The 21226-nt window shown below is 70.3% G+C and carries 20 protein-coding genes and 2 pseudogenes; 6 read left to right on the forward strand and 16 right to left on the reverse strand.

Features of this window, described 5'->3' with window-relative positions:
* Window positions 1–163: 163 nt before the first annotated feature.
* The 5 genes and pseudogenes from ACFU5K_RS25195 to ACFU5K_RS25215 all read right to left on the reverse strand — a co-directional run bounded on the left by ACFU5K_RS25195 (window position 164) and on the right by ACFU5K_RS25215 (window position 5656).
* A complete protein-coding gene (locus ACFU5K_RS25195; protein ID WP_384065542.1) occupies window positions 164–982 on the reverse strand; it encodes an oxidoreductase in 819 nt (272 codons plus the stop codon).
* A 57-nt stretch (window positions 983–1039) separates the two neighbouring features.
* Window positions 1040–1243, reverse strand: a pseudogene (locus ACFU5K_RS25200) (SDR family oxidoreductase); the annotation flags it as partial.
* Between the two features lie 15 nt (window positions 1244–1258).
* On the reverse strand, window positions 1259–2332 hold the full coding sequence (locus ACFU5K_RS25205) for an aldo/keto reductase (RefSeq protein WP_384065544.1): 1074 nt from the start codon (window positions 2330–2332) through the stop codon (window positions 1259–1261).
* A gap of 101 nt (window positions 2333–2433) precedes the next feature.
* The gene (locus ACFU5K_RS25210) at window positions 2434–4716 is read right to left on the reverse strand and encodes an FUSC family protein (RefSeq protein WP_384065546.1); all 2283 of its coding nucleotides are present in this window, start codon (window positions 4714–4716) and stop codon (window positions 2434–2436) included.
* Window positions 4717–4759: 43 nt separating this feature from the next.
* A complete protein-coding gene (locus tag ACFU5K_RS25215) occupies window positions 4760–5656 on the reverse strand; it encodes a Bax inhibitor-1/YccA family protein (protein ID WP_384065547.1) in 897 nt (298 codons plus the stop codon).
* A gap of 405 nt (window positions 5657–6061) precedes the next feature.
* On the opposite strand from ACFU5K_RS25215, the gene ACFU5K_RS25220 reads away from it, so the two are divergent.
* From ACFU5K_RS25220 to ACFU5K_RS25230, 3 genes are all read left to right on the forward strand, one after another.
* Complete coding sequence (locus tag ACFU5K_RS25220) at window positions 6062–6901, forward strand: oxidoreductase (protein WP_384065549.1); 840 nt, start codon at window positions 6062–6064, stop codon at window positions 6899–6901.
* Window positions 6902–7025: 124 nt separating this feature from the next.
* Window positions 7026–7883, forward strand: coding sequence for an SDR family NAD(P)-dependent oxidoreductase (locus ACFU5K_RS25225; RefSeq protein WP_384065551.1), 858 nt, complete (start codon window positions 7026–7028; stop codon window positions 7881–7883).
* A gap of 473 nt (window positions 7884–8356) precedes the next feature.
* A complete protein-coding gene (locus tag ACFU5K_RS25230) occupies window positions 8357–8695 on the forward strand; it encodes a hypothetical protein (protein WP_384065593.1) in 339 nt (112 codons plus the stop codon).
* Between the two features lie 461 nt (window positions 8696–9156).
* On the opposite strand, the gene ACFU5K_RS25235 is transcribed toward ACFU5K_RS25230, so the two are convergent.
* The gene (locus ACFU5K_RS25235) at window positions 9157–9564 is read right to left on the reverse strand and encodes an SsgA family sporulation/cell division regulator (RefSeq protein ID WP_384065553.1); all 408 of its coding nucleotides are present in this window, start codon (window positions 9562–9564) and stop codon (window positions 9157–9159) included.
* 262 nt (window positions 9565–9826) lie between these two features.
* Here ACFU5K_RS25235 and ACFU5K_RS25240 point away from each other — a divergent pair, with 262 nt between their 5' ends.
* Entirely contained in the window at window positions 9827–10486 is a 660-nt protein-coding gene (locus ACFU5K_RS25240) for a response regulator (RefSeq protein WP_384065555.1), read from the forward strand.
* Window positions 10487–10528: 42 nt separating this feature from the next.
* On the opposite strand, the gene ACFU5K_RS25245 is transcribed toward ACFU5K_RS25240, so the two are convergent.
* The 9 genes and pseudogenes from ACFU5K_RS25245 to ACFU5K_RS25285 form a co-directional block, all read right to left on the reverse strand.
* Window positions 10529–10894 (reverse strand): response regulator, encoded by a 366-nt coding sequence (locus tag ACFU5K_RS25245; RefSeq protein WP_384065557.1) that lies wholly within the window; start codon window positions 10892–10894, stop codon window positions 10529–10531.
* Between the two features lie 355 nt (window positions 10895–11249).
* Window positions 11250–11666 (reverse strand): PGPGW domain-containing protein, encoded by a 417-nt coding sequence (locus tag ACFU5K_RS25250; protein ID WP_384065559.1) that lies wholly within the window; start codon window positions 11664–11666, stop codon window positions 11250–11252.
* 146 nt (window positions 11667–11812) lie between these two features.
* Entirely contained in the window at window positions 11813–12382 is a 570-nt protein-coding gene (locus ACFU5K_RS25255; protein ID WP_384065561.1) for a DUF4232 domain-containing protein, read from the reverse strand.
* A gap of 912 nt (window positions 12383–13294) precedes the next feature.
* A complete protein-coding gene (locus ACFU5K_RS25260; protein ID WP_384065563.1) occupies window positions 13295–13774 on the reverse strand; it encodes an SsgA family sporulation/cell division regulator in 480 nt (159 codons plus the stop codon).
* Window positions 13775–14292: 518 nt separating this feature from the next.
* Window positions 14293–14697, reverse strand: a pseudogene (locus ACFU5K_RS25265) (transposase); the annotation flags it as partial.
* A 57-nt stretch (window positions 14698–14754) separates the two neighbouring features.
* Window positions 14755–15243 (reverse strand): SRPBCC family protein, encoded by a 489-nt coding sequence (locus tag ACFU5K_RS25270; RefSeq protein ID WP_384065565.1) that lies wholly within the window; start codon window positions 15241–15243, stop codon window positions 14755–14757.
* A gap of 470 nt (window positions 15244–15713) precedes the next feature.
* On the reverse strand, window positions 15714–16424 hold the full coding sequence (locus ACFU5K_RS25275) for a hypothetical protein (RefSeq protein ID WP_384065567.1): 711 nt from the start codon (window positions 16422–16424) through the stop codon (window positions 15714–15716).
* A 131-nt stretch (window positions 16425–16555) separates the two neighbouring features.
* A complete protein-coding gene (locus ACFU5K_RS25280; RefSeq protein ID WP_384065569.1) occupies window positions 16556–16810 on the reverse strand; it encodes a hypothetical protein in 255 nt (84 codons plus the stop codon).
* A gap of 125 nt (window positions 16811–16935) precedes the next feature.
* Window positions 16936–17181: a hypothetical protein gene (locus ACFU5K_RS25285; protein ID WP_384065571.1), complete on the reverse strand. Its 246-nt coding sequence runs from the start codon at window positions 17179–17181 to the stop codon at window positions 16936–16938.
* 336 nt (window positions 17182–17517) lie between these two features.
* On the opposite strand from ACFU5K_RS25285, the gene ACFU5K_RS25290 reads away from it, so the two are divergent.
* Window positions 17518–18570 (forward strand): LLM class flavin-dependent oxidoreductase, encoded by a 1053-nt coding sequence (locus ACFU5K_RS25290; RefSeq protein ID WP_384065573.1) that lies wholly within the window; start codon window positions 17518–17520, stop codon window positions 18568–18570.
* Between the two features lie 170 nt (window positions 18571–18740).
* A complete protein-coding gene (locus ACFU5K_RS25295) occupies window positions 18741–20216 on the forward strand; it encodes an MFS transporter (protein WP_384065575.1) in 1476 nt (491 codons plus the stop codon).
* A 175-nt stretch (window positions 20217–20391) separates the two neighbouring features.
* On the opposite strand, the gene ACFU5K_RS25300 is transcribed toward ACFU5K_RS25295, so the two are convergent.
* Window positions 20392–20820: a hypothetical protein gene (locus ACFU5K_RS25300; RefSeq protein ID WP_384065577.1), complete on the reverse strand. Its 429-nt coding sequence runs from the start codon at window positions 20818–20820 to the stop codon at window positions 20392–20394.
* Window positions 20821–21226: the final 406 nt, after the last annotated feature.

Raw genomic sequence — 21226 nt, forward strand, 5'->3', positions numbered from 1 at the left:
GCTGCTGTCCCAGTCGCATTCCCGGTCGCTTTCTCAGGGAGCTCGTCCCGCGGTCCGTACACGAGCCCGGCCCGGCAACATTACCGACCCTGCCGCGGTGCCGCCCCGTGCAGGGGCGGCACCGCGGCAGGGAGGTGAACCGCGGCGTGGCCGGGTCCGAAAGTCACACGGACTCACTCACGTGGCGCCACTTGGCGTCCCCCTCGGCGAGGGTCTCGGCCACGTACTGGCCGACGGCCACCGCGTCCTTGCCGAGCAGGAGACGCAGCGGCGGGTCCTGGACATCCGTGATGTCGAGGAGGATCTGCGCAACCCGGGCCGGGTCACCGGTCTGCTTTCCGTCGGACTCGCGCTGGCGGGCGATGGCGGGCTCGACGATCGACTTGTAGGGCTCGCTGACGGGGGGCGTGGTCATGGACGAGCCGGCCCAGTTGGTGCGCATGGCACCCGGCTCGGCCACCGTCACCTTGATGCCGAGGTGGGCCACTTCCTTGGCGAGCACCTCGGAGAAGCCTCCCACCGCCCACTTCGCCGTCTGGTAGGCACCGAGGCCGGGAACGCCCACACGCCCCCCGACGGAGGAGATCTGGATGATGTGACCGGCGCCCTGCTCACGCAGGACCGGAAGGGCGGCCCGGGTGACGTTGACGACGCCGAACAGGTTCGCCTCGACCTGGGCGCGGAAGTCGGCCTCCGACGCGTCCTCGATCGCGGCCATGTCCGCGTAGCCGGCGTTGTTCACCAGGACGTCCAGGCGTCCGAACGCCTCGACGGCCGCGTCGACGGCCAGCCTCGCGGCGGCAGGGTCGGTCACATCCAGGGTGACGAGGCGGACGCGGTCCCCGTACTTGTCGGCGAGGTCGGTCAGGGACTCGGTGCGCCGCGCGGTGGCCACCAGGTTGTGGCCTGCTTCGAGGACCGCCTCGGCGAGGGTACGGCCCAGTCCGCGCGAGCTTCCCGTGATCAGCCAGGTCTTGCTCATGACGTTTCCTCGGTTTCTCTTGACGATTGCTCGTGTGTGGGAAATGGCGGTGTGGGGTCAGATGAGGAATCCGCCGTCGACCGCGAGGTGGGCACCGGTGATGTAGGAGGCCTCGTCGGAGAGCAGCACGGCGACGGCCTTGGCCACCTCCACACCGGTGCCGAGCCGGCGGGCCGGGATGGGCTCGGCGGTCTTCGCGACCTCCTCGGGGTTGCCCTGCTGGCGGGGCACCGGGATGAGGCCGGGCTGGAGTTCGTTGCGACGTGCCTGTTGCCTTCAGTCCTCGGTGTCGCGGGGAAGGACGTGGAGGTCGCCGTACCGGCCGCCCCTGACGTGTGCGGTGTCGAAGAGAGCGCCCAGGTGCGCCACGTCGTCGGCGCTGATCCGGACCGAGGTGGCCGCGAGGTTCGCGCGGACGTTGGCCGGGCGCCGGGAGCCGGGGATCGGAACGATGTCGTGGTGCTGGGCCAGCAGCCAGGCGAGGGCGATCTGGCCGGCCGTGCGGCCGGTGTCCGCGGCGAACTCCTCGAGCGCGTCGACCAGGCGCCGGTTGTGCTCGAAGTTCTCGCCCTGGAACTTGGGCAGCGTGGACCGGAAGTCGTCGGGACCGAACTCGGCTCCCCGCCGGAAGGCACCGGTGAGCATGCCGCGGCCCAGAGGGCTGTAGGGCACCAGCGTGATGCCCAGGCGCCGGCACTCCGGCAGCACCTCGGCCTCGACACCGCGCTCCCACAGCGAGTACTCGCTCTGGAGGGCGGCGACGGGGTGGACCGCGTGGGCGCGGCGCAGGATCTCCGGGGTGACCTCGCTCAGGCCGAGCGCCCGGACCTTGCCCTCGGCGACGAGTTCCGCCATGGCGCCCATGGTCTCCTCGACGGGCACATCGGGGTCCAGCCGGTGGTAGTAGTACAGGTCGATCCGGTCCGTTCCCAGGCGCCGGAGGCTGGCCTCGCACGCCTCCTTGACGTACTCGGGGCGTCCGTCGAAGAAGCTGCGGCCCTCCGGGGTCGGGCGGGCGGAGAACTTGGTCGCCACGACGGCCTGGTCCCGGCGGCCCCGCAGGGCCTTGCCCAGCAGTTCCTCGTTGTGCCCGAAACCCGCGACGGGGCGGCCCGGCGTAGCACTGCTCGCCCCGTAGTAGTCCGAGGTGTCGAGGAGTTCCACCCCCAGATCGATCGCGTCGCGGATGGTGGCGACCGAGGCGTCGGGGTCGGCCGTGCCGTAGAACTGCGACATCCCCATGAGGCCGAGACCGACCGGCCGCACCGACAGGCCCGAGCCGCCCAGCGGCGTGCGGGCCACTCGCGCCGGCTCGAGACCTTCGTCCGTGGGCGTGGTGTCGTCGTTCATCTCTGAACCCTTCCGTCTCGCGGTCGCACCAGCGACCGGCCCATAAGAGGCCAGTGGAACTTTACGACTCCACCATAAAGGACCACTGGCCTTTTGCCGAATCAGCGGCGAAGAGAAGCGTCACAGCCGGGCGGCACTTCATTCCGCAGCCCTCCGGCCTCAGCCTCAGCCTCAGCCTCAGCCTCGGCCTCAGCCGTGGTGCGGGCCCGTCGTCCGGGCCCTGGCGCCCGGACCTGGGAGGACAGGCTCGCGAGTCGACCGAGCAGCTGCGCCATGCCGATGAGTGCCCGGACAGCGGCGTCGGGCGGTCCTGACAGGGACTCGGACCACAGCGCGTCCTCCGCCTCGGCGAGGAGGCGGGAGACGTCGTCCGGCGGCCGGGCGGAGTCCGGTGGCGTCGCGCCCAGCGCCTCGGCCGCGTCGGCGAGGGTCCCGATCGCCCGCACGAGGCCGGGCCGGAACGGGTCCGCGTCGTACTCCACGGTGGCGGCCACGGTGCGGACCCGCAGGCTCAGACTCGTATGGAGGGCCATGCGGTAGCGTCCGCGCCTCGGGCCGTTGTGCCTGACGACGGGGTAGCCGATCGGGATCGTCAACGGGTTCGCGACGAGGGCTAGTTGATGGGTACGCAGGTCGAGGGTGCGCAGCCGCGCGTCGAGTTCCGGTGTGCCAGGAGAGGGCGCCCCGTCCAGGCCCGGTTCCGTCAGGCCGCGCAGCACGTCCGCCACCGCGTCGAAGTACCGGCCGCGGGCGGCCCGGACGGTGTCGCGCGTGCCGGTCCGCAGGAACAGCAGGGCGACGAGAGCACCGATCGCCGCGCCCAGCGCCGTCTCCTCCAGCCGCAGGAGAAGGAGGTGCCGGGACAGCTCGTGCAGCAGGGTGTAGAGCTGGACGATCGCCGTGGTGGTGAACAAGGCGGTGAAGGCGTAGGAGAGTTGGGCCAGATAGAGGCTGAGTACGAGGCTCACGACGATCACGACGAGGACCGCGGCCGTGTGTCCCGCGGCCAGTTCGGCGACTGAGACACCGACGCCCAGACCCAGGAGGGTGCCGACGACGGCGCTGCCGGCCTTGGTGACGGACTCGGCGCTGGTCGCGGTCCCGGCAAAGGCCAGCAGCGCGGCGGCCACCGCCCAGTAGTAGTGGTCCGGGGACAGCAGGCGCCCGAGGACGATCGCCAGGGCTCCGGCCACGGCTACCTGGAGAGCCTGCCGGCTCGGCTGCGAAAGGCCGCGCAGCCGGGCCCAGCCGCCCCGGGCCTCGACGCCGCGCGCCACGGCGGACGAACCGGGAAGCCCTCCGAGTACCAGGGCGGCGGCCGGGGAGAAGTCGGGGACGTCGTCGGTCCGGGGCGGGGTGCGTTCCCAGGCCGCGAAATCGGTGAAGGCCAGGGCGGCCTCGGCGAAGCGCAGCAGGAGCGGGGAGGAACGCGCGCCGGCCGGCGTCCGGGCCGCCGCGCACACCTGCGCGGCGCGCCGACGGGCCGCCGGGTACTCGTTGCGGGCCAGGTGTCGCGCGATGTCCGCGGCGGTCCGGGCCTCGTCGTCACCGGGCATGCTCAGCGCTGCGGCGGCGGTGGCGAGATCGTCGACGACGAGGTGGGCCTCCAGCGTGCGCCGGCGCAGGGCGGACGCGCTCCAGCCCCCGGGCAGCGCACCGGTGGTCGCGGACCAGGCGTCGATCACCAGCGCGGTCTCGGCCAGCCTCAACTGACGCGAACGCAGTCGGATCAGATGGCTCTCCGTGTCGTCCGCAGGTGACCTCAGGAGTTCCGAGCAGGCCCCTGCCACCGCCCGCGCGCGGGCCCCGAACGCCTGCTGCACCCGCCTGAGCGTGCGGGCCGGCCTGACCCGCAGCACCGTCAGCGACAGCAGGAGCACCCAGGCGGAGCTGATCGCGACCGTGAGGAGCAGCGAGGGTATCTCGGCAACCGTGAGCCGGAGGAACGCCGTGAACACGAATCCGATCCACACCATCGTGCCGTAGAAGGAGAAGGCGGGCCCGAAACGTCGAATGTAGACGGTCAGGAAGAGCAGGACGACCAGGACGCCGAGCGTGGCACCGGAGTGCCCGGCGACGGCGGCGCTCGGCAGCATCCCGGCCAGGATCGCGACCGGGAAGAAGACCGCGGTACGCACCTTCGGCCACGGACGGGGCTCCCCGAGCGCCGCCCACCCGGTGAGGGCGACGACGGCCCCCAGCAGCGTGGCTACCAACGCGTCCTGGGCCCGGGCCCCGACAGCGCGGCTGTAGACGTGCTGCAGGCCGATGGTCGTGGAGATCGCCACGCCCGCCGAGAGCGCCTGGTGAAGGCGGTGCAACCCGGGGTCGGAAGCCACCAGGCGGTCCCTCGCCCCGGCCGCGAATCCACGTGCGAACACCATGCCTGCTTCTTTCGGATTGTGGGCCACCGGCCCGATGGCCTGGTCAGTAGAGGTCGTCGGGTGTGACGAGGGTGAGGAGGCGGACGGTCTCGATGTAGAGCCAGGTGAGGGTGAGGGCAAGTCCGAAGGCGGCGGTCCAGGACTGGCTGCGCGGTGTGCCGCGGGTGACTTCGTGTTCGATGCGGCGCAGGTGGAGGGAGAGGAAGCAGGTGCCGGCGAGGAGGCCGGCGAGGCCGACGCCGGCGCCCAGGAGGCGGTGCTGGAAGCCGGGAACGGTAAGGCCGGTGGCGGCCGACAGCGTGAGATCGACGGCGACGAGGATGTTCAGGCCCAGTACGGCGGCGGCGAGGAAGCCGTAGGTGCGGCCGCTCACCCGGATCCAGCGCATCGCGTAGGCGGCGAGGACACCGGCGGAGGCGGACAGGGTGCCGAGGACGAACTGGACGAAGATGCCGGGTGTGACGTGCGTCGAGACGGTGTCGGAGAGCACACCGAGGAAGGCTCCCTGGGCCAGGGCGAAGGCCAGGGTCAGTACGGGCGAGGGCCGGCCGGTGCGGCACTGGATGATGACCAGGACGGTGGCGGTCAGACCCGCGCCGGTGGCGACGCCGTACGAAGCGGCGGTGCTCGTCGGGGCGACGGGCGGAACCAGCCAGGACAGTACGGCCGTCAGTCCCGTGAGGGCGAACGCCGCCGCGGCGCGGGCCATGACAGGGCCCATCAGCAGAAGATCACCGACCTGATGCGGGAGAAGGGACGGGCCGGTCTCCGGTGTCAGGCCCGTGTCCTCTGCCGGGAAATGGAGATCCGGGGAGACGGTCACCCCGACCAGCGGCAGTGGAGTCCTGGCCGCCGTCTTCCGCCCGCCATGACGGCCCAGCACCCTCGGGGACAGAACCGGGTTGCTGCTCTTCAACGAACGTGTCTCGACCGGTATCACGCCGATCCTCCTTGTCGTACTCGCTGCCGTTTGCCTTCCCACTTTGGCTCGAGGCGCGTCTGCTGAGCGCGCGGCGCAGGTCACCACGGGGTGTCGGTGGGCCGCCGCCCCGGGGGGGACCCGCCGATACCAGCCTGCGACGGGGACAGATCATGACACATCAGTCACATGACGGTGAGTGTCCGCCCATCCCCGTGTATTCGGCGGCCTCCCGGCCTACGAAAACACCTCAGTCATGTGACAGACGCGGTGGCAAGGAAGTCGTAGCAACCTGGTGGAGCGAGCGCAAGCCAGCTGCACACGTTTCACGACGACACACTGGTCGCCACAGACGCACGAGCCTCAAAGAGGCAAATGGGGTATAGAACCCTAAATTCGGCACAAACTATGCGAAAAGGTGCAAATATGGACAAGGTTTGGCTGATCACCGGTGCCTCACGGGGCTTCGGACGCGGTCTCGCGGAGACGGTACTGGAATCGGGTGACCGGCTGGTGGCCACCGCTCGGCGTCCGGAGCAGCTCGACGACCTCGTCTCCCGATACGGGGACCAGGTCCGCGCGGTGGCGCTCGACGTCACCGACGCCGCGGCGGCCCGCGACGCGGTGCGCGCCTCCGTCGACGCCTTCGGGCGCCTGGACGTCGTCGTGAACAACGCCGGGTACGCCAACAGCGCGCCGATCGAGGAGATGGCCGAGGACGACTTCCGCGCCCAGTTCGAGGCCAACTTCTTCGGAGTCGTCAACGTCACCCGGGCCGCACTGCCGGTCCTGCGCGCCCAGCGCACGGGGACGTTCGTGCAGTTCTCCTCCCTCGGCGGCCGGGTGGGCGGCACCCCAGGCATGGGTGCTTACCAGAGCGCGAAGTTCGCCGTCGAGGGGTTCTCCGAGGTCCTGGCCGGCGAGGTCGCGCCCTTCGGCGTCAAGGTCGTCATCGTCGAACCCGGCGCATTCCGCACGGACTGGCAGGGCTCCTCGATGCAACTGCATCCCGTGGGGCCGGACTACGAGGAGACCGTGGGCGCCATCAACCGCTACCGCGAGGAGAACAACGGCGTCCAGCCCGGAGACCCGGTCCGCGCGGCGAAGGTCATCCTCGACGTCGTCAACCATGACGACCCGCCGCGCCGGCTCCTGCTCGGGGCACAGGCCGTGGAAATGGCGCTCGAAGCGGGCCGGGCACGCACCGCCGAGACGGAGAAGTGGGCCACCGCGAGCGGCTCGGCGGACTTCCCGGCAGAGCCGTAGCAGCGACACGCCCAAGCACGCCCCCTGTGCACCCGTGCACGTCCTGCGGCAGCCCGTGTGTCGGCCCCCTGCCACACCTGAGAGACCTTCAGCAACACCTTCTCGTCACACCTAGGAGTACTTCATGAACCGCAAGACCTGGCTCATCACCGGAGCTTCCAGCGGCCTGGGCAAGGCCCTCGCCGAGTACGTGCTGGCACAGGGCGACCAGGTGGTCGCGACCGCCAGCTCGACCCGCGCCACCTCCGAACTGGCCGCCCGCTACCCGGAGACGGCCCTGGCAGTCCCCCTCGACGTCACCGACCCCCAGCAGCGCAAGGAGGGCGTCCGCGCAGCGGTGGAGCGCTTCGGTGGCATCGACGTTCTTGTCAACAACGCGGCGATCGACTTCATCGGGGCGCTCGAGGAGCAGGAGGAGGTCGACTACCGCAGGCTCTTCGAGGTCAACTTCTTCGGCGCGGTCGCCCTCACCCGGGCGGTGCTGCCCGGCATGCGCCAGCGGGGCAGTGGCATCGTCGTCAACGTGTCCTCCATGGACGGCCTGGCCAGTCTTCCCGCAAACGGCTACTACTCGTCCAGCAAGTTCGCGCTGGAGGGCTTCACCGAGGCACTGTGGCAGGAGATCGAGCCTCTCGGTCTGCACGCCATGATCATCCAGCCCGGTTCGTTCCGTACCGGCATCGAGAACCGGACCAGGGCCTCCGGACCGGCGATCGACGACTACGCGGCCACCGCAGGGGCGTTCCGCGGCATGATGGGCAGCCTCACTCCCGAGATGTTCCCCGGCGACCCGGACAGGGCCGCACAGGCAATCCACGACGCCGTCACCTCGTCGGAGCCCCGCCACTGGATCGTGCTGGGCAGCGACGCCCAGCGCCGCATCGGCGTCAAGCTCGACCAGCTTCGCGCCGAGTTCGACGCCGGCAGGGACGTCGCCCTTAGCACCGACTTCCCGGGTGCCGCGGAGAATGCTGTCCTGTGAGTCCTGGAGTCCTTTGAGCGGGGACGGCCGTGACGGTGATCGCGCGCGCCACGGCACCGAGCCACGGCCGCTCGGCGCCGGGCGGCTGACGTACCCGGCGGGTCACCGTGGCCGGCGACGGCCCCGGTGACCCGTCAGCGCGGTCAGGGCACCTTGGGGCCGCCGAGACAGGTCCCGTTCGCGTCGTACGGCCACGCATTGGCCCTGCAGCCGTGCAGTCCGTCGATCTGCTGCATCATGGCCGGCGCCGGCTGTCCCGGCCCAGGACATCCCTGTTCTCCGGCAAGTCGGCGGACTACCGCGTTCTGATCATCAATCACGAGGTCGGGCACCGCATCGGGCACGGACACGAACGTTCAGAGCAGCCTGGCGATCGCCCGTACAATCGGCCGCCGCCCCACTGTCGCCCGCAGCCTCAGCGCCGTGGGCTGGATGCTTGCCCTGCTCGGCGAGCACCGGGAGGCCACCGCCAGGTGCGAGGAGGCGCTCCCCCTGCTGCGCGAAAGCGGGGACCTGCGCACCGAGGCGACGACCTGGGACACCATCGGCTACGCCCCGCATGGCCTGGCCATGCCGGCGCCGCGGTCACCGGCTGTTCGAAGGCGCAGAAGCTCTACGCGGAGATCGCTGACGACTACGGCCAGGCCGAGGTGCTGGACCACCTGGCGACGGCTCGGCCGGCGACGGGAGACAGCGCGCAGGGGCGGACGGAGTGGATCCAGGCGGCCGAGCTGTTGACCGTCCGCGTCGCACGCGGCGAGGAGACGCGGGCCAAGGCGGAGGCGGTCGTCCTTCCGTCCCAGGACGGCTGAGCAGCGCAGGGCGCAGGAGCTCCGTGCGGTGAAGCGGGCGATGCCCCGCTGTGGTCTGCGAGCGCTTCCGCCGACCGGCCGATCGCGCGCCGTGGTCCCAGGACCCTGCGGCGAAAGGGCCCTGGACACTGCTTCCGGGTACGCGCGGGCGGGCGGTGCCGGTGCGCCGCCAGGACCCGAGCGGTACGGCGCACAGGCCGTGGACCGCGTCGCGTGCGGGTCATGGTGCGTGGGTCAGCTGCCACAGCGACGTGGTCTCGGCACTGACAGCCGGTCGCTACCGCTCCCGTGTCGAAGCGCAGGTGCGGAGATCCCAGACGACCATGCCCAGCATCGAGGACTGCCCTCTCTGGAGTGTGAGACATCAGATTCGCACGGGTGCCGATCAGCGGCCGACCGATGCACGGGAAACCTGGCGGAACGCCACCGGTCCTGGGGTCTTCGCCTCCGGCGCGGGCTCCTCAGTCGGCGAACTGCAACAGCTCGTCCCAGTCCGCTCCGTCCATCTCGGTGCCTCGCGGCACCATGGTGTATGTGCGGGCGAGCCACTGCGCGACCGGTTCGGCAGCTATCTCGAACACCACCGCGTGGGTGTTCACCAGTCGAAGGCAGAAGGAGGACGTCTCGCCGTCGGGGAGGTCGTGGACCGGCCAGACCATCACGTCGCCCGTGCCCGAGCGGGCGGTCAGCCCGTCGGCCAGCAGATCTCTGGACAGGACCCAGCGTACCGGCCGGACCCCGTCGGCGTCGAGGACCAGTGTGACGGCGAACGGGTCCTGATCGGCGTACGAGAACTCGCAGGACACTGTGAAGGCGAGTTCGGGGGACAGCCAGCGAGCGATGTCCATCGTGAGGTCGCACTGATTCATCGTGATCTCCTAGGTACTCTGCCGGCCGGTCGGCATCGGCCCGTACGCCCCAGTCTCGGCGCGGGCGGCGGCACAGTCTGTCGTGCGTTCCCTAGACACCTCTCGGGTCGTCCCCTCGGCTCTGTAGGGTCTGCCCCACGGACCGGGGCGCCCGTTCGGCTGTGGCGGCATGTGACGTGCGGGCGACCGGAGCGTGCGCATCCACTTCACGTCACACTTCTCGGCCACATACGTGTGACGAGCAACGAGCTAGGATGCAGGCATGAGCCAACCACTGCGCGCGGTGCTCGGCGAGGACCAGACGATCGTGCGCGAAGGCATCGTAGCCATACTTCGCAGGGCCGGCATCGACGTTGCCGCCGCCGTCGACAACGCGACGGACCTCATCGGCGCGGCCCGGAAACACCGGCCCGACGTGGTGATCACCGACATCCGGATGCCGCCGGGCCTGGAGGCCGACGGACTGCGTGCTGCACAGGAGATCCGCGCCGCCCAGCCGCAGACCGCCGTCATAGTCCTCTCCCAGTTCCTGGACGCCTCCTACGCGCTCGACCTTGTGGGAGACGATCCGAGCGGGGTGGGCTATCTCCTCAAGGAGAAGGTGGCGAATCCGCAGGTCCTCACCGACGCCGTCGAACGGGTCGTCGCGCGCGGCTCGGCCCTCGACCCCGACGTGATCTCGGCCCTGCTGGGACGCAAGCGTCCGGAGGACCCGCTGGCCGCGCTCACCTCGAAGGAGCGGGAGGTCCTGGGGCTGATGGCCGAGGGGCACTCCAACACGGGAGTCTCCGAGCGGCTGTTCGTGAGCGTCGCGGCCGTGGAACGGCATGTGACCGGCATTTTCCTGAAGCTGGGGCTCAGCCAGTCGTCGTCCGGTCAGCACCGGCGAGTGACGGCGGTGCTGCGCTACCTCGGCCAGTAGGAACGGCACACGAGACCGGGGGCTCCGTACCGCAGGCCGCCGTCAGGCCCCCGCGGGGCCGAAGATGCGCCGCAGGTCGGCGTCGACCAGCCTGTCCTTGGCGATGAAGAACTCGATGCCCGCCTGTTCCAGCTCCTCCTGCGACCAGTACGACTTGTCGGTGGAGGTCAGCACGATCCTCGGCGGACGCTCCTCCTCCATGAGCAGCCGCGCGACGGCCGGCCCGTCCAGGTCGGGCAGATGCAGATCGAGCAGCAGCCCGTGCGGGCGGTGCGCCCGCACCGCGGCCAGGGCCGAGGCGCCGTCCCCGGACTCCGCCACCACCCGCAGACCCCGTGCTGTCAGCAACGCCGTGGCGATACGGCGAAACCCGGGATCGTCGTCGACGACGACGATGTTGATGCACATGCTCCCAGCATGCCCGTGCGCCGCGCGACGGACCATAGGGGGAGCCCTACGCTTTGTGCCTGATCAGGGGCGGGATCCCCCGCACGGTCCCAGGATCCCCGCGCCCGGAACCTGCTCGGGCTGCCCCGTCGCGACGACGCGATTCGGACGTACCACGCCTGACCGGCCCGAGCAGAAGTCCAGCCGTCTTCGGGGAGCTGACGGACGCACGATTCCTCACCGGATACCGTCCGGGCGGCCTGCTGCTGCGCCCCTGGTCCGGTTCTACGCCGACGAGCACGGCCGGGTCGCCAGGCCGCCGTTGACCGAATCGGCCCTCTCTACGTGCGGCTGGGTGCTGGAGCGCCCGCGTCCACTAGGAGCGCCCGCGCCCGCCCCCGTCCGGCCTGGATTCGCGGTAACTCCACACCAGCAGGGCGAAGAGCACCAGGCTCGACACGATGAGACCGACTCCCGTGGGCCAGCCGCCGAAGGGCAGCCGTGGCTCCAGTCCCCACACCAGACCGGCGGCCAGGAGAGCCAGGCCGGTCAGGACGGAGGCGGCGATCCGCAGCGGCGACGCGACACTGTCCGCGGCCGCGCGCAGGGCCCGCCCCTGCACAGGATCGACGTAACGGGTCAGAGAGGGGAACTGACGCGAGAGAACCAGAAGACCGGCCAGGACGAGGAGCAGGCCTGGGCCGGGCAGCACCAGCAGCGCGAGGCCGGTCAGCAGCAGGGCGCCACCCCCCACGAGGGCGGCCGCCCTGCTCACCGCATTGCCTTTGCTCACGACACCCTCCGTCCGGCCGGCGAAACAGATGATGCATACCTGTCGAGCCGATGCGGCCAGACTATCCAGGCGCAATCACCCGTCAAGGCAGTGACGGCGCGAGTCATCGCGCAGGCCGCGCCTGCGCCGGAGCGCGGCACAGCCGGTCAGCCACCCGCCAGGGGCGCCGTGTCCGTCACCGGGCCCACCGTGAAGACGTCCCCGCACACCCGCAGCCCGTCCAGGCCGTCCGTCGCCACGGACTCCTTCGATCCCGGCGGATAGACGATCACCGACGCGGCTGCGGCCCAGCAGTCACCCTCACTGATGCCCTCGCCGGCGGTCTTCACCACGGCGTGAGCACTCTGCCCCGGCTTCAGGGTCACCGAACGGCCCGCGGCGCCTCCATCGCTGCCGCGGGCTGCGGGCTCCCCGATCCGACGGCCCTGCGCGTCTGCGAGCGACACACCCGGGTAACCCTGGAGGACGCACGCTCCGGATCCCTTGTTCCTGAGCCTCAGATCGAAGTACTCGCTGTTCATCTCCTGGCCGTTGGACACGAGTGCCGGTGCCAGGTTCGCGGCCACGCATCGCCGGGAGGCGTCGGAGCCCGACGTACCCGGGCCGGGGGCGTCACTCTTGCCGCCCCGTCCCGTCGCGGCTCCGGGAGACGGGGCCGATCCGCTGCCGGGCCCGTCCGTGGCGCCGGGTGCCGCCGACGCCGGGAGGGATGCCACCGGTGCGTCCGTCGCGGCCCCCTCAGTACCGCCGCCTCCCCTGCCACCGTCACCACACGCGGTCAGCCCCACCGCACACGCGGCCAGCACCGCGGCGCTCACCGTGAGTCGCCGCACACCTCCGCTCCCACCCCGTCGCGTCGCACCGTTCCGTGTGGTCGTCATACCGATCTCCCTGCCCGCGAATCTCGAAGCACTTTTCCCACCCCCGCTGCGTATCGACGCAGGTGTGCCACATGATAGGACAAGTGTGCACTAAAGGTGTCCGCCAACTGATGCTTGGGAGACACCCTGAGAGGGCTCGGGTCTCCATCACACACATGGCCTGGTCCGGTGGGCACGGCTCCGCCACTTCCGGCCCCTCGGCCGCCCCGGGGCGGCACAGCACGATCCTCACGGGGCACGATCCCGTGTCCCGACCGGCATACCAGGGTGCCGGTCGGCACCAGCATCCGTACAAGCCGACGGTGACCGGCCGGCCGAACACCGTCCGGTTTCGGCCGCCTTAAAACACACACGCACACCTATCTGCCCCAACTCGCAGTCAGCACAGTCCGTTTGGCGCGTGATCATTGGCACAAGGTGTGCCGCGCCGTCGGCGCTCTGTTCGCGGGTACGCTCAGATGAGGTGGCCAACACGGTGAATCACGCGATCACCGGACTGGCGAGCGGGTTTTTCGCGGGGTTCATCGGACTGCTGGTGCACCTGCGGAAGTCCGGCGCGACCGGCCTGCCCCACACCGACAGAGGCCGACCGGGCCTCGCGGCGCCCGGCCTCCACGCGTACCGACAAGTCTTCGCGTCCCCGAAGACCGAGGCGGACGGGAGCCGGGCGGGGACCCGCGCCATGTCTCTTCGCCCTCACACGGCCCGACATCACCAGTCGGTGAAGGGGCGTGCCGGAAGCCCCGTTCAACAGTGCGAGTCGGTGGGCGGCCCCGGGACGTCCAGCACCTCTGCAAGAAACGCGTCCCAGTCCAGCCCGTCCATCTCGGCCTCGGGCGGCGTGACCAGGTAGGTCTCCTCCAGCCATGCCTCTATCGGCGGGACCGGCAGCTCGAACAGGGCGCTCATGTCGCGGCCGTCGAGCAGCAGCCACGCCGTGTCGCAGCCGCCGGCACGGGCGGGCCACACCCGCACGTCCCCGCTGCCGCTCACTGAGTGCAGACCCTTGCGGAGCAGCTCTCGGCTGATGCGCCAGGTCACACTCGCTCCCTGCTCGACCATGAGTTTCAGAGACACGATCAGAGGGGAGGCCGGATCGTACCGGAACTCCGCACTCATGGGGTGCCGGACGAATCCGTCCAGCACCCGGTGGATGCTCAGGGACAGCAGCGGCGGATCCGAGGGCGTGTCCTGCCGGGCCTGGGCATCGGTTCGGCGACCGTCCATGACGAGTACTTCCTTCCGTGGTGCGGACTCGACGCCTCCCACTCTTCTCCGCGCGGCAACCGCAGGTATACGTCACTTGACGGGGTAGAACGAATGCCGTCGTGGTAACTCCCGCAAAGGCACTCGGGCCAAGACGGTCCGGCAAGGGACGCAAGAAGTGGACCATGCGCTGGAAGGCACCGCTGAACGCCTTCCAGATCACCTTCGAAGGCCGGCTCACTCCGGCCACCAACTGAACCCACCAGAAGAGGGATCAGCCGTTTACTGGACACACCCAGGTCGGTAGCGGCGGTGACCGGCTCAGGCAGGCCAAGCTGCGGCTCACGCAGCGCGGCCTGGGTGGTGGCCGCTTTCGCATCCCGATTGTAACGGCGGTGGCGGGTCAGGACGGCGGTGACCTGGGTGCGGGTCAGCTTCGCCCCGGCTGCGGGAGTGGGCGCTTTGACCAGCAGTTCCATCGCGTCCGTGCTGGTCAGGGTCAGGTCCGCGTAGGCGGCCAGGGCGGCGGGGAAGTACTCCCGCAGCGTGGAACGCCGCCGCTGGAAGGTGCGGGTGCGTTCCCAGATCAGGGTCTGGTGGGCGCGGGCGACAACCTTGACGGCCTGGGCCACCTCGCTGTCCCCGGCCACCGGCCGCAGCTGGGCCCGGTAGATACGGACCATGTCGGCCAGTGCGTGCGCGTCGCTCTTGGCTCCGGAGGAGGCATATCGCTCCTTGAACCGGTTGACCTGTCGGGGGTTGATCGCGAACACCTGGTAGCCGGAGGCGGTCAGAGCCTGCACCCAGGAGCCGCGGTCCGTCTCGATCCCGACCACCGTGACCAGTTCCCGGCCGGTCTCGTCCTGGAGCTCGACATCATGGTGGTCCTCGGCCCAGTCATCACCGATCAGCAGCAACAGCAGAACTCGAAGTCCCGGCGGCATGAATGCTCACCTGCTGGCGGCTACGGGACCGAGCAATCCCCGATTCCGTAGCTCCCATTAGGCTGTCGGGGCTTCCGACGCGGTCTCGGCGAGTCGCTTGAGCCGGGCGAGCCACCGGGCGTTCAGGCGCTCCGCCCAGGCGGGGGACAGGGTGCCGCTGCTCCTGGCGGCGGGGCCGCGCACGACGGCCTCGGTCACGACGCGGGTCTTGTCCCCGGCCTCCGTGATCAGCCACGCCTGGTACAGCTGAACACCGGCGCCGATTCCCGACCAGCCGAGTCGGCAGGGCGGCTCGTGCTCACCGATGATGACCTCGAACCAGTGCTCCTCGAGCTCGACCTCGAACGCGCCTGCATGGGCACCGGGTCGCATCTTCGTGATGCCCGGGACCCAGTCCGGCCAGCGGACCATATCGGTGAGCAGCGCGAAGACCCGGTCGGGTGTCGAACTGATGACGGCCCGCGCCTGGCAGAAACTGTGAGCACTCTTCGGCGTGAACCCGGATGGCCAGTGCATGTCCGGGTGGCCGTGTGAGGCGTCGTACATCCGGTATCCCTCTCGAGCTGATCGGTTGAGGGTACGGCCGCCGTGAGAAGGAAGCCCCGCAGGAACCATGCCCGCCTCCCTCCACTCTGCACGCGGAGCTTCAAAAGGGGGTACGTCATATGACTGAGCGGTTGCGAGACGCTCGGCACCAGGCCGCGCCGAACGGGGGTGGGCAGGTCGGGCGACAGCTCTGTGAGGGAGCACGCGGCGCCACCGGACCGACTCCGCCGGCCCCCGGCCCACGCGCCGCGACCGGCCCCGCACCGGCGGCACGCCGGTGTGGCACCGGCCAGGGCGGTGCAGCCGGTGGCCGTGACCGTGGAGCCGGTGGAGCCGGTGGAGCCGGGAGTGAGCCGCCACTGCGGTGATCCGCCACGGTGACGGGCTGACCGCCATGCGGCCGGAGCCGTTGTCGACCGGGGAGCGGTCCGGGGCCGTTCCCCGAACAGCGGCCTGGGTGGTGCGGTCGGTCACAGGGCTGTGGCGAGGGCCGTCGCCACGACTCCGCCGGTGTACGCGACAGCGTAGTAGCGCAGCATCGGCTGGCGCGGCGCACGTGCCAGCAGGATCACCGCGAGTACGGCCGTCGCCGCGACCACGAACGGGTCGAAGCCCGCTTTCTCGAAGGCCAGGTTGGCCGTGATGGCGGCACCGACGAAGAGGGCGTTGACGACGATCAGACCGTTGTCCAGCGGTCGCAGTGGGCGCGTGGACGGGTGAAGGACCTGAGTCAGCATGATCGTCACATTGAGAGCGGTGAATCCGGCGAGGAAGAGCAGGTCGGAGAAGACGTCGTCGTTGAAGGCGACGACGCGACACTGCGCGGACGAGGTGGCGGAACAGAACCGCCCGTGCAGGTAGTTGGTGATCTCGTGGTCACCCAGGCTCAGTGCGTACAGGTACGCGCCGACCACGAAGAAGATGCCGAGCGCGGCATCGCTCCCGCGCCGTGGGCGTGGCGCGGCGTTCGTCAGGTGGACGGCGACCCGGTGGTAGAGGACGACGGTGCACAGTCCGAGCACCATGTTGTTGAGCTCCACCCAGCGCAGGAACCCGTTGTCCGCGACGGGGGCGAGTGTGGCGCCGTGCTTCCTGTTGACCGAGACCAGTACGACGACCAGGGAGATGAGCGAGAGCAGCAGGTGGAGCCGGCCGTGGGTGAGCCGGCTGCCGGAAGCCACCTGCGGTTCGGTGTCCCGCGCTGCGGCGGGAGAATATCGACTGGACACATCCGGCAGACGGACGGGAACCCTCGAAGAGTTCACCCGTCGGACGAGAACCGAGCGGGCCTCGTGGTGCGCGTCGACGCCTGTCAGAATCCGCTCGGGGCTGACAGGCGCCGAACGCCCAGAGGGTCGCAGACCAGCCGGCGGGTGTCGGCACGGTCGCCGTCCACGCACAGTCCGCCGCGCGCGGCGCGTTCGCCGGGGGCGTCGGCCCTTTCCAGCGCCATGGTGCGGGCGAGTTCGGGGTCGGGGGTTCCGGAGACGAGGTAGAAGTGGTGCACGATCCGGCCGCTTGCTGTGCGGAACTCGAATCCTATGAGCCATGAGCATTCGGTGGCCATGAGGCTGCCCTTCCGGGTGGGTTGACGGCCTTGAGAGTCCTTCTTCGCAGAAAGCGGCCGCCGACCGGTGGTGCCAACTGTTCTTGCACATCCAGTGTGCGTACGGCCCGATTCTGCGTCATACGTCACATGACGACCGAATTGTCGATTCGTTCATCTGTCCGGGAGGACGCCGGGCCACGGGGGGCGGGGCGCAGTGCCTGAAGGGTCAGCCGGGCGTAGCGGCGCCACAGGGCGGAGTCCCGCTCGGCCACGTTCGTCAGTTGCAGGACCACGCCGCACAGGACCACGCGCAGATCCAGCACAGTGACGTCGGGGCGGATCAGCGCGGCAGCCTTGGCCTCTTCCGGCAACTCCGCGAGCCACTCCAACAGGCCGGCCGCGCCCGCGACGGGTTGGTTGTCACGGAGGACGCCCCTTTTGGCTCGCTGCGCCCCGGCCCGGCCCGTGGCGGGAGGCCACGATGTGCGAAGACCGGTCCGGAGGGGCCGGACGGGGGGGTGCGGCCACTTTATCGGACTATACGGTCCGTTTACTTTGGGCGGCAACCGTGGCCCGTACCCGCACCGAGGCGACCCGCCCCCTCGGGGGTCGGCGGCGCAAGGGGCGGACTCGCGTTCACATTTGACCGGACCCAAAGGTCCGCTTATCCTCAATAAGTGGACCCATGGGTCCGATTATTCTCCCGCAGTACCGAGGAGTGGAACATGTACAGCAGCACGGCCCCGTCCGGCAGCAGCCCTGCCCCCCTGTCGGTGCTCGACCTGACCGTGGTCGGCGAGGGAACCGAGTCGGCGGCCGCCCTGGGCCAGACCACCGCGCTGGCCCAGGCCGCGGAGCGCTGGGGCTACCGGCGCTTCTGGGTCGCGGAACACCACAGCTTTCCCGCCTCGGGCAGCCCCGCCCCAGCCGTGCTGCTCGCCCACCTCGGCAGCGCTACCAGCACGATCCGGCTCGGTTCGGGCGGTGTGATGCTGACCAATCACGTGCCGTTGGTCGTGGCCGAGCAGTTCGGTGTACTCAACGCCCTCAACCCCGGACGCATCGACCTCGGCGTCGGCCGCAACCCGGGCGGCCTGCCCGCAGTCGCCCAGGCACTGCGCCGCGCCGGCGACGACACGCAGAGCGAGGACTTCCTGGCCCTGGTGGAGGAACTGCTGGGCTTCTGCCGCGACGGGTTCCCGGAGGGCCACCCTTACCACCGTGACAACGTGCACGTGGTACCGCGGGCTCCCGAGCTTCCCGTGTGGACGCTGGGATCCGGCACGACCGGTGCGGAGACGGCAGCACGTCTGGGACTGCCCTTCGCTGCCGCCTTCCACATCAACTCCGCCCAGGCCCTTCGGGCGATCGACCTGTACAGGGACACGTTCCGCCCCTCCGGGACCCTGTCGGCGCCGCACGTCATGGTGTCGGTGAACGCCACCTGCGCCCCGACCGAGGCGGAGGCCCTGCGCCTGGCCCGTCCGGGCGGGCTGATGATGATGCGCGCGCGGCAGGGCCAGCAGTCCGCCGTGCCGACCGCCGACACCGCGGAGACGTTCCCGTACACGACGGGCCAGCGGGAGTTCCTCGACGGATGGCTCGACACCGTCGTCCACGGCACGCCCGACGCGGTGCGGTCCGGCCTGACGGACCTGCAGAAGCGCACCGGCGCGGACGAGTTGATGCTGACCACGATGATCCACGACTTCGAGGCACGTGAGCGTTCCTACGCCCTCGTGGCAAAGGAGTTCGGCCTCTCCTCGCACCAGGCCTGACGCTTCCCGCCCCCTCCGGGTGCACTACCCGCGCCGCCGTTCCCCAACGGCGGCGTCGGCGCCCGACTGGCGACCGGCCTGTGCTCGCCTCGTCCCGCACAGGCATCCGGGCTCCGGGGTACCGATCCCCCGAACGACGGAAGCGACCACGTGAAAGACAGGACAACACCATGACGAACGCCGCTCCCCGCGCGGCCGCCGGTTCCGGCGGCCGGGGGGACGCTCCCGCCACGGCCGCGGAAGCGGCACCGACCACGACGGGCTCCACATGGCTGCTCGCGGTCATTCTGATCGGCCAGTTCATGGCCACCCTCGACGTCTCCATCGTGAACGTCGCCGCACGGACGATCCAGAGCGACCTGCACGCGTCGGGATCTGCCCTGCAGGTGATCGTCGCGGGCTACACCGTCATCTACGCCGTGCTGCTGATCACCAGCGCCCGCCTGGGCAGCCGGTACGGCTACAGCCGGCTCTTCATGCTCGGCACCGCCGTGTTCACCGTGGCGTCGCTCATCTGTGGACTGGCCCCCGGCACGGGATGGCTGATCGGCTTCCGGCTGCTGCAAGGGACGGGCGCAGCGCTGCTGGTGCCGCAGGTCATGTCCCTCATCCAGCACTCGCTCACGGGCCCTTCCCGGGTCAGGGCGCTCGGGGTCTACACCGCGGTGCTAGCCGCGGGCGCCGTGGTGGGGCAGATTCTCGGCGGTGTCCTGGTGAGCGCCGACCTCTTCGGCAGCGGCTGGCGCGCGGTCTTCCTCGTCAACGTGCCCGTCGGCGCGGTCCTGCTGATCGCGGGGTGGGGTCTGCTGCCCACCATCGAGGGGGTACGCGGCCGGAAGCCGGACATCCCCGGTCTGCTGCTGCTCGCCGCGGCGCTCGGCCTGTTCGTCCTGCCCCTGGTACTGGGCCACGAGACCGGCTGGCCCGCCTGGACCTGGATCATGCTGGCCGCTTCGGTGGCCGCGTTCGCCGCCTTCGTGGTGTGCGAGCGCCGGGTGACCGCCTCGGGCGGCGACCCGCTGATCGAGACACGTGTCCTGCGGTCCCCGGCGCTGGCCCCGGCCGCCGTCTCCATATGCCTGGTCCTGGTCGCCTTCTCGGGCAGCCTGTTCACCGCCGCGCTCCACCTCCAGGGCGCCCTGCGCTACACCCCCGAGCACGCCGGACTGCTCTTCCTGCCCCTCGTCGTCGGCTTCGGCCTGGGCGGCCTGTACTGGCGGCGGATGCCGAAGGGAATGCACGCATCCCTGCCGCTGACCGGGCTGCTCGTCTCCGCGGCCGGCTACGTCGCACTGGGGTTCGTGCAGCGCGACGGTGCGCAGGTCGGCGTGGCGGCGGAGACGGCCCTGGGTGTCATCGGGGTCAGCTCCGGTGTCGCGTACGGGCCGCTGTTCGGTCTGGCCCTCAGCCGGGTCGCTCCCGCCGACGCCGCCGACGCGAGCGGCGTGATGAACACCCTCATCCAGCTCGGCCAGGTACTCGGCGTCTCCCTGATCGGCACGCTCTTCCTCGGTCAGGTCGCGCTCCCCGCCCAGGCGGCGGACTCCGGCCACGCTCTCAGCATCACCGCGTACACGGTCGCCGCGGTATCGGTCGCAGCAGCACTCTTCGGCCACCTCGGCCGCCGGGCTGCCCGGACCTCCTGAGGGTTTCCGTCACCGGCTCCGGGACATCAGATCCCGGAGCCGGTGACGGACGGCCAGACCGAAGCTCATGGTCCGGAACGCTCCGCGGACGGTCGGTCGTGCCACCCGGCCGCGGAGCAGGCGCCATCGAGCCCGCCGGCATGCTTTCGAAAGCCGGCGAATACCCGTCTGAGTGTTACAGCATGGCGTCGGGTTCGGCGTCGGCGAGCTCGTCCTGGTCGTGCAGGGCCAGAAGGCGGAGCCAGGCGTCGAGGTCGGCGACGAGGTTCGCGGCGGGCGGCTTGACCCGGCGGACGATCAGCCTCAGCCCCTTGCTCCAGCCCTCGCGTGTGCTCAGGCCGCTCAACTCCGCGACTGCGTAGTCATCCTGGAGGGAGCCGTCCTGGCTCAGGGAGACTTCCCAGGCCGTCTCGGGCAGGCGGGCGATGTCCTGTTCGTCGGTGTCGGTGATGGTCCAGCCGGTAGTGAAGCAGACCGTGCGCCGTCGGGTGTTCAAACCGATGAGGTGTTCGTGCAGGCCGTGCGTCGCGCCGGCTCCGTCGACGCGGAGCAGGAGCTGCGCACGGGAGGAGCCGGGAATCTGGGCGAGTGCGTCAGCAAGCACGGTGATGTAGTCGGCGACCGTGTTCGATCCGGGCGTTGCACGGCCTCAGCAGCATCGCCAGACACTCGCCGGACCCTAAGTTGCCGGATATTGGGGCTAGAGGGACATGTTCGGCAATGCAGCCGGTCCTCGGTGTGCCCACACACATGGCAGTCGGCACCCCGGCGTCAGATCCGGGGTGCCGACAACCCTGGACGACCGCCCACACCGAGAGAGGAGCCGACGCTGCCCTTCGCCCTGCTGTCGCACCACGCACCACGCACCACGCACCACGCACCAGCAGAAACCCTCATCAGGACAACGCGGCGCCATCCCGGAAGGTTCACTGCCCGTGGGCTCGGGCCATGAGGGACTGACCCCGGCACCGGCGGCCATGGAACCGCTCCGCCCGCCCGGCTCTCTCGGG

Source organism: Streptomyces sp. NPDC057428 (assembly GCF_042803195.1).
Taxonomy (GTDB): Bacteria; Actinomycetota; Actinomycetes; order Streptomycetales; family Streptomycetaceae; genus Streptomyces.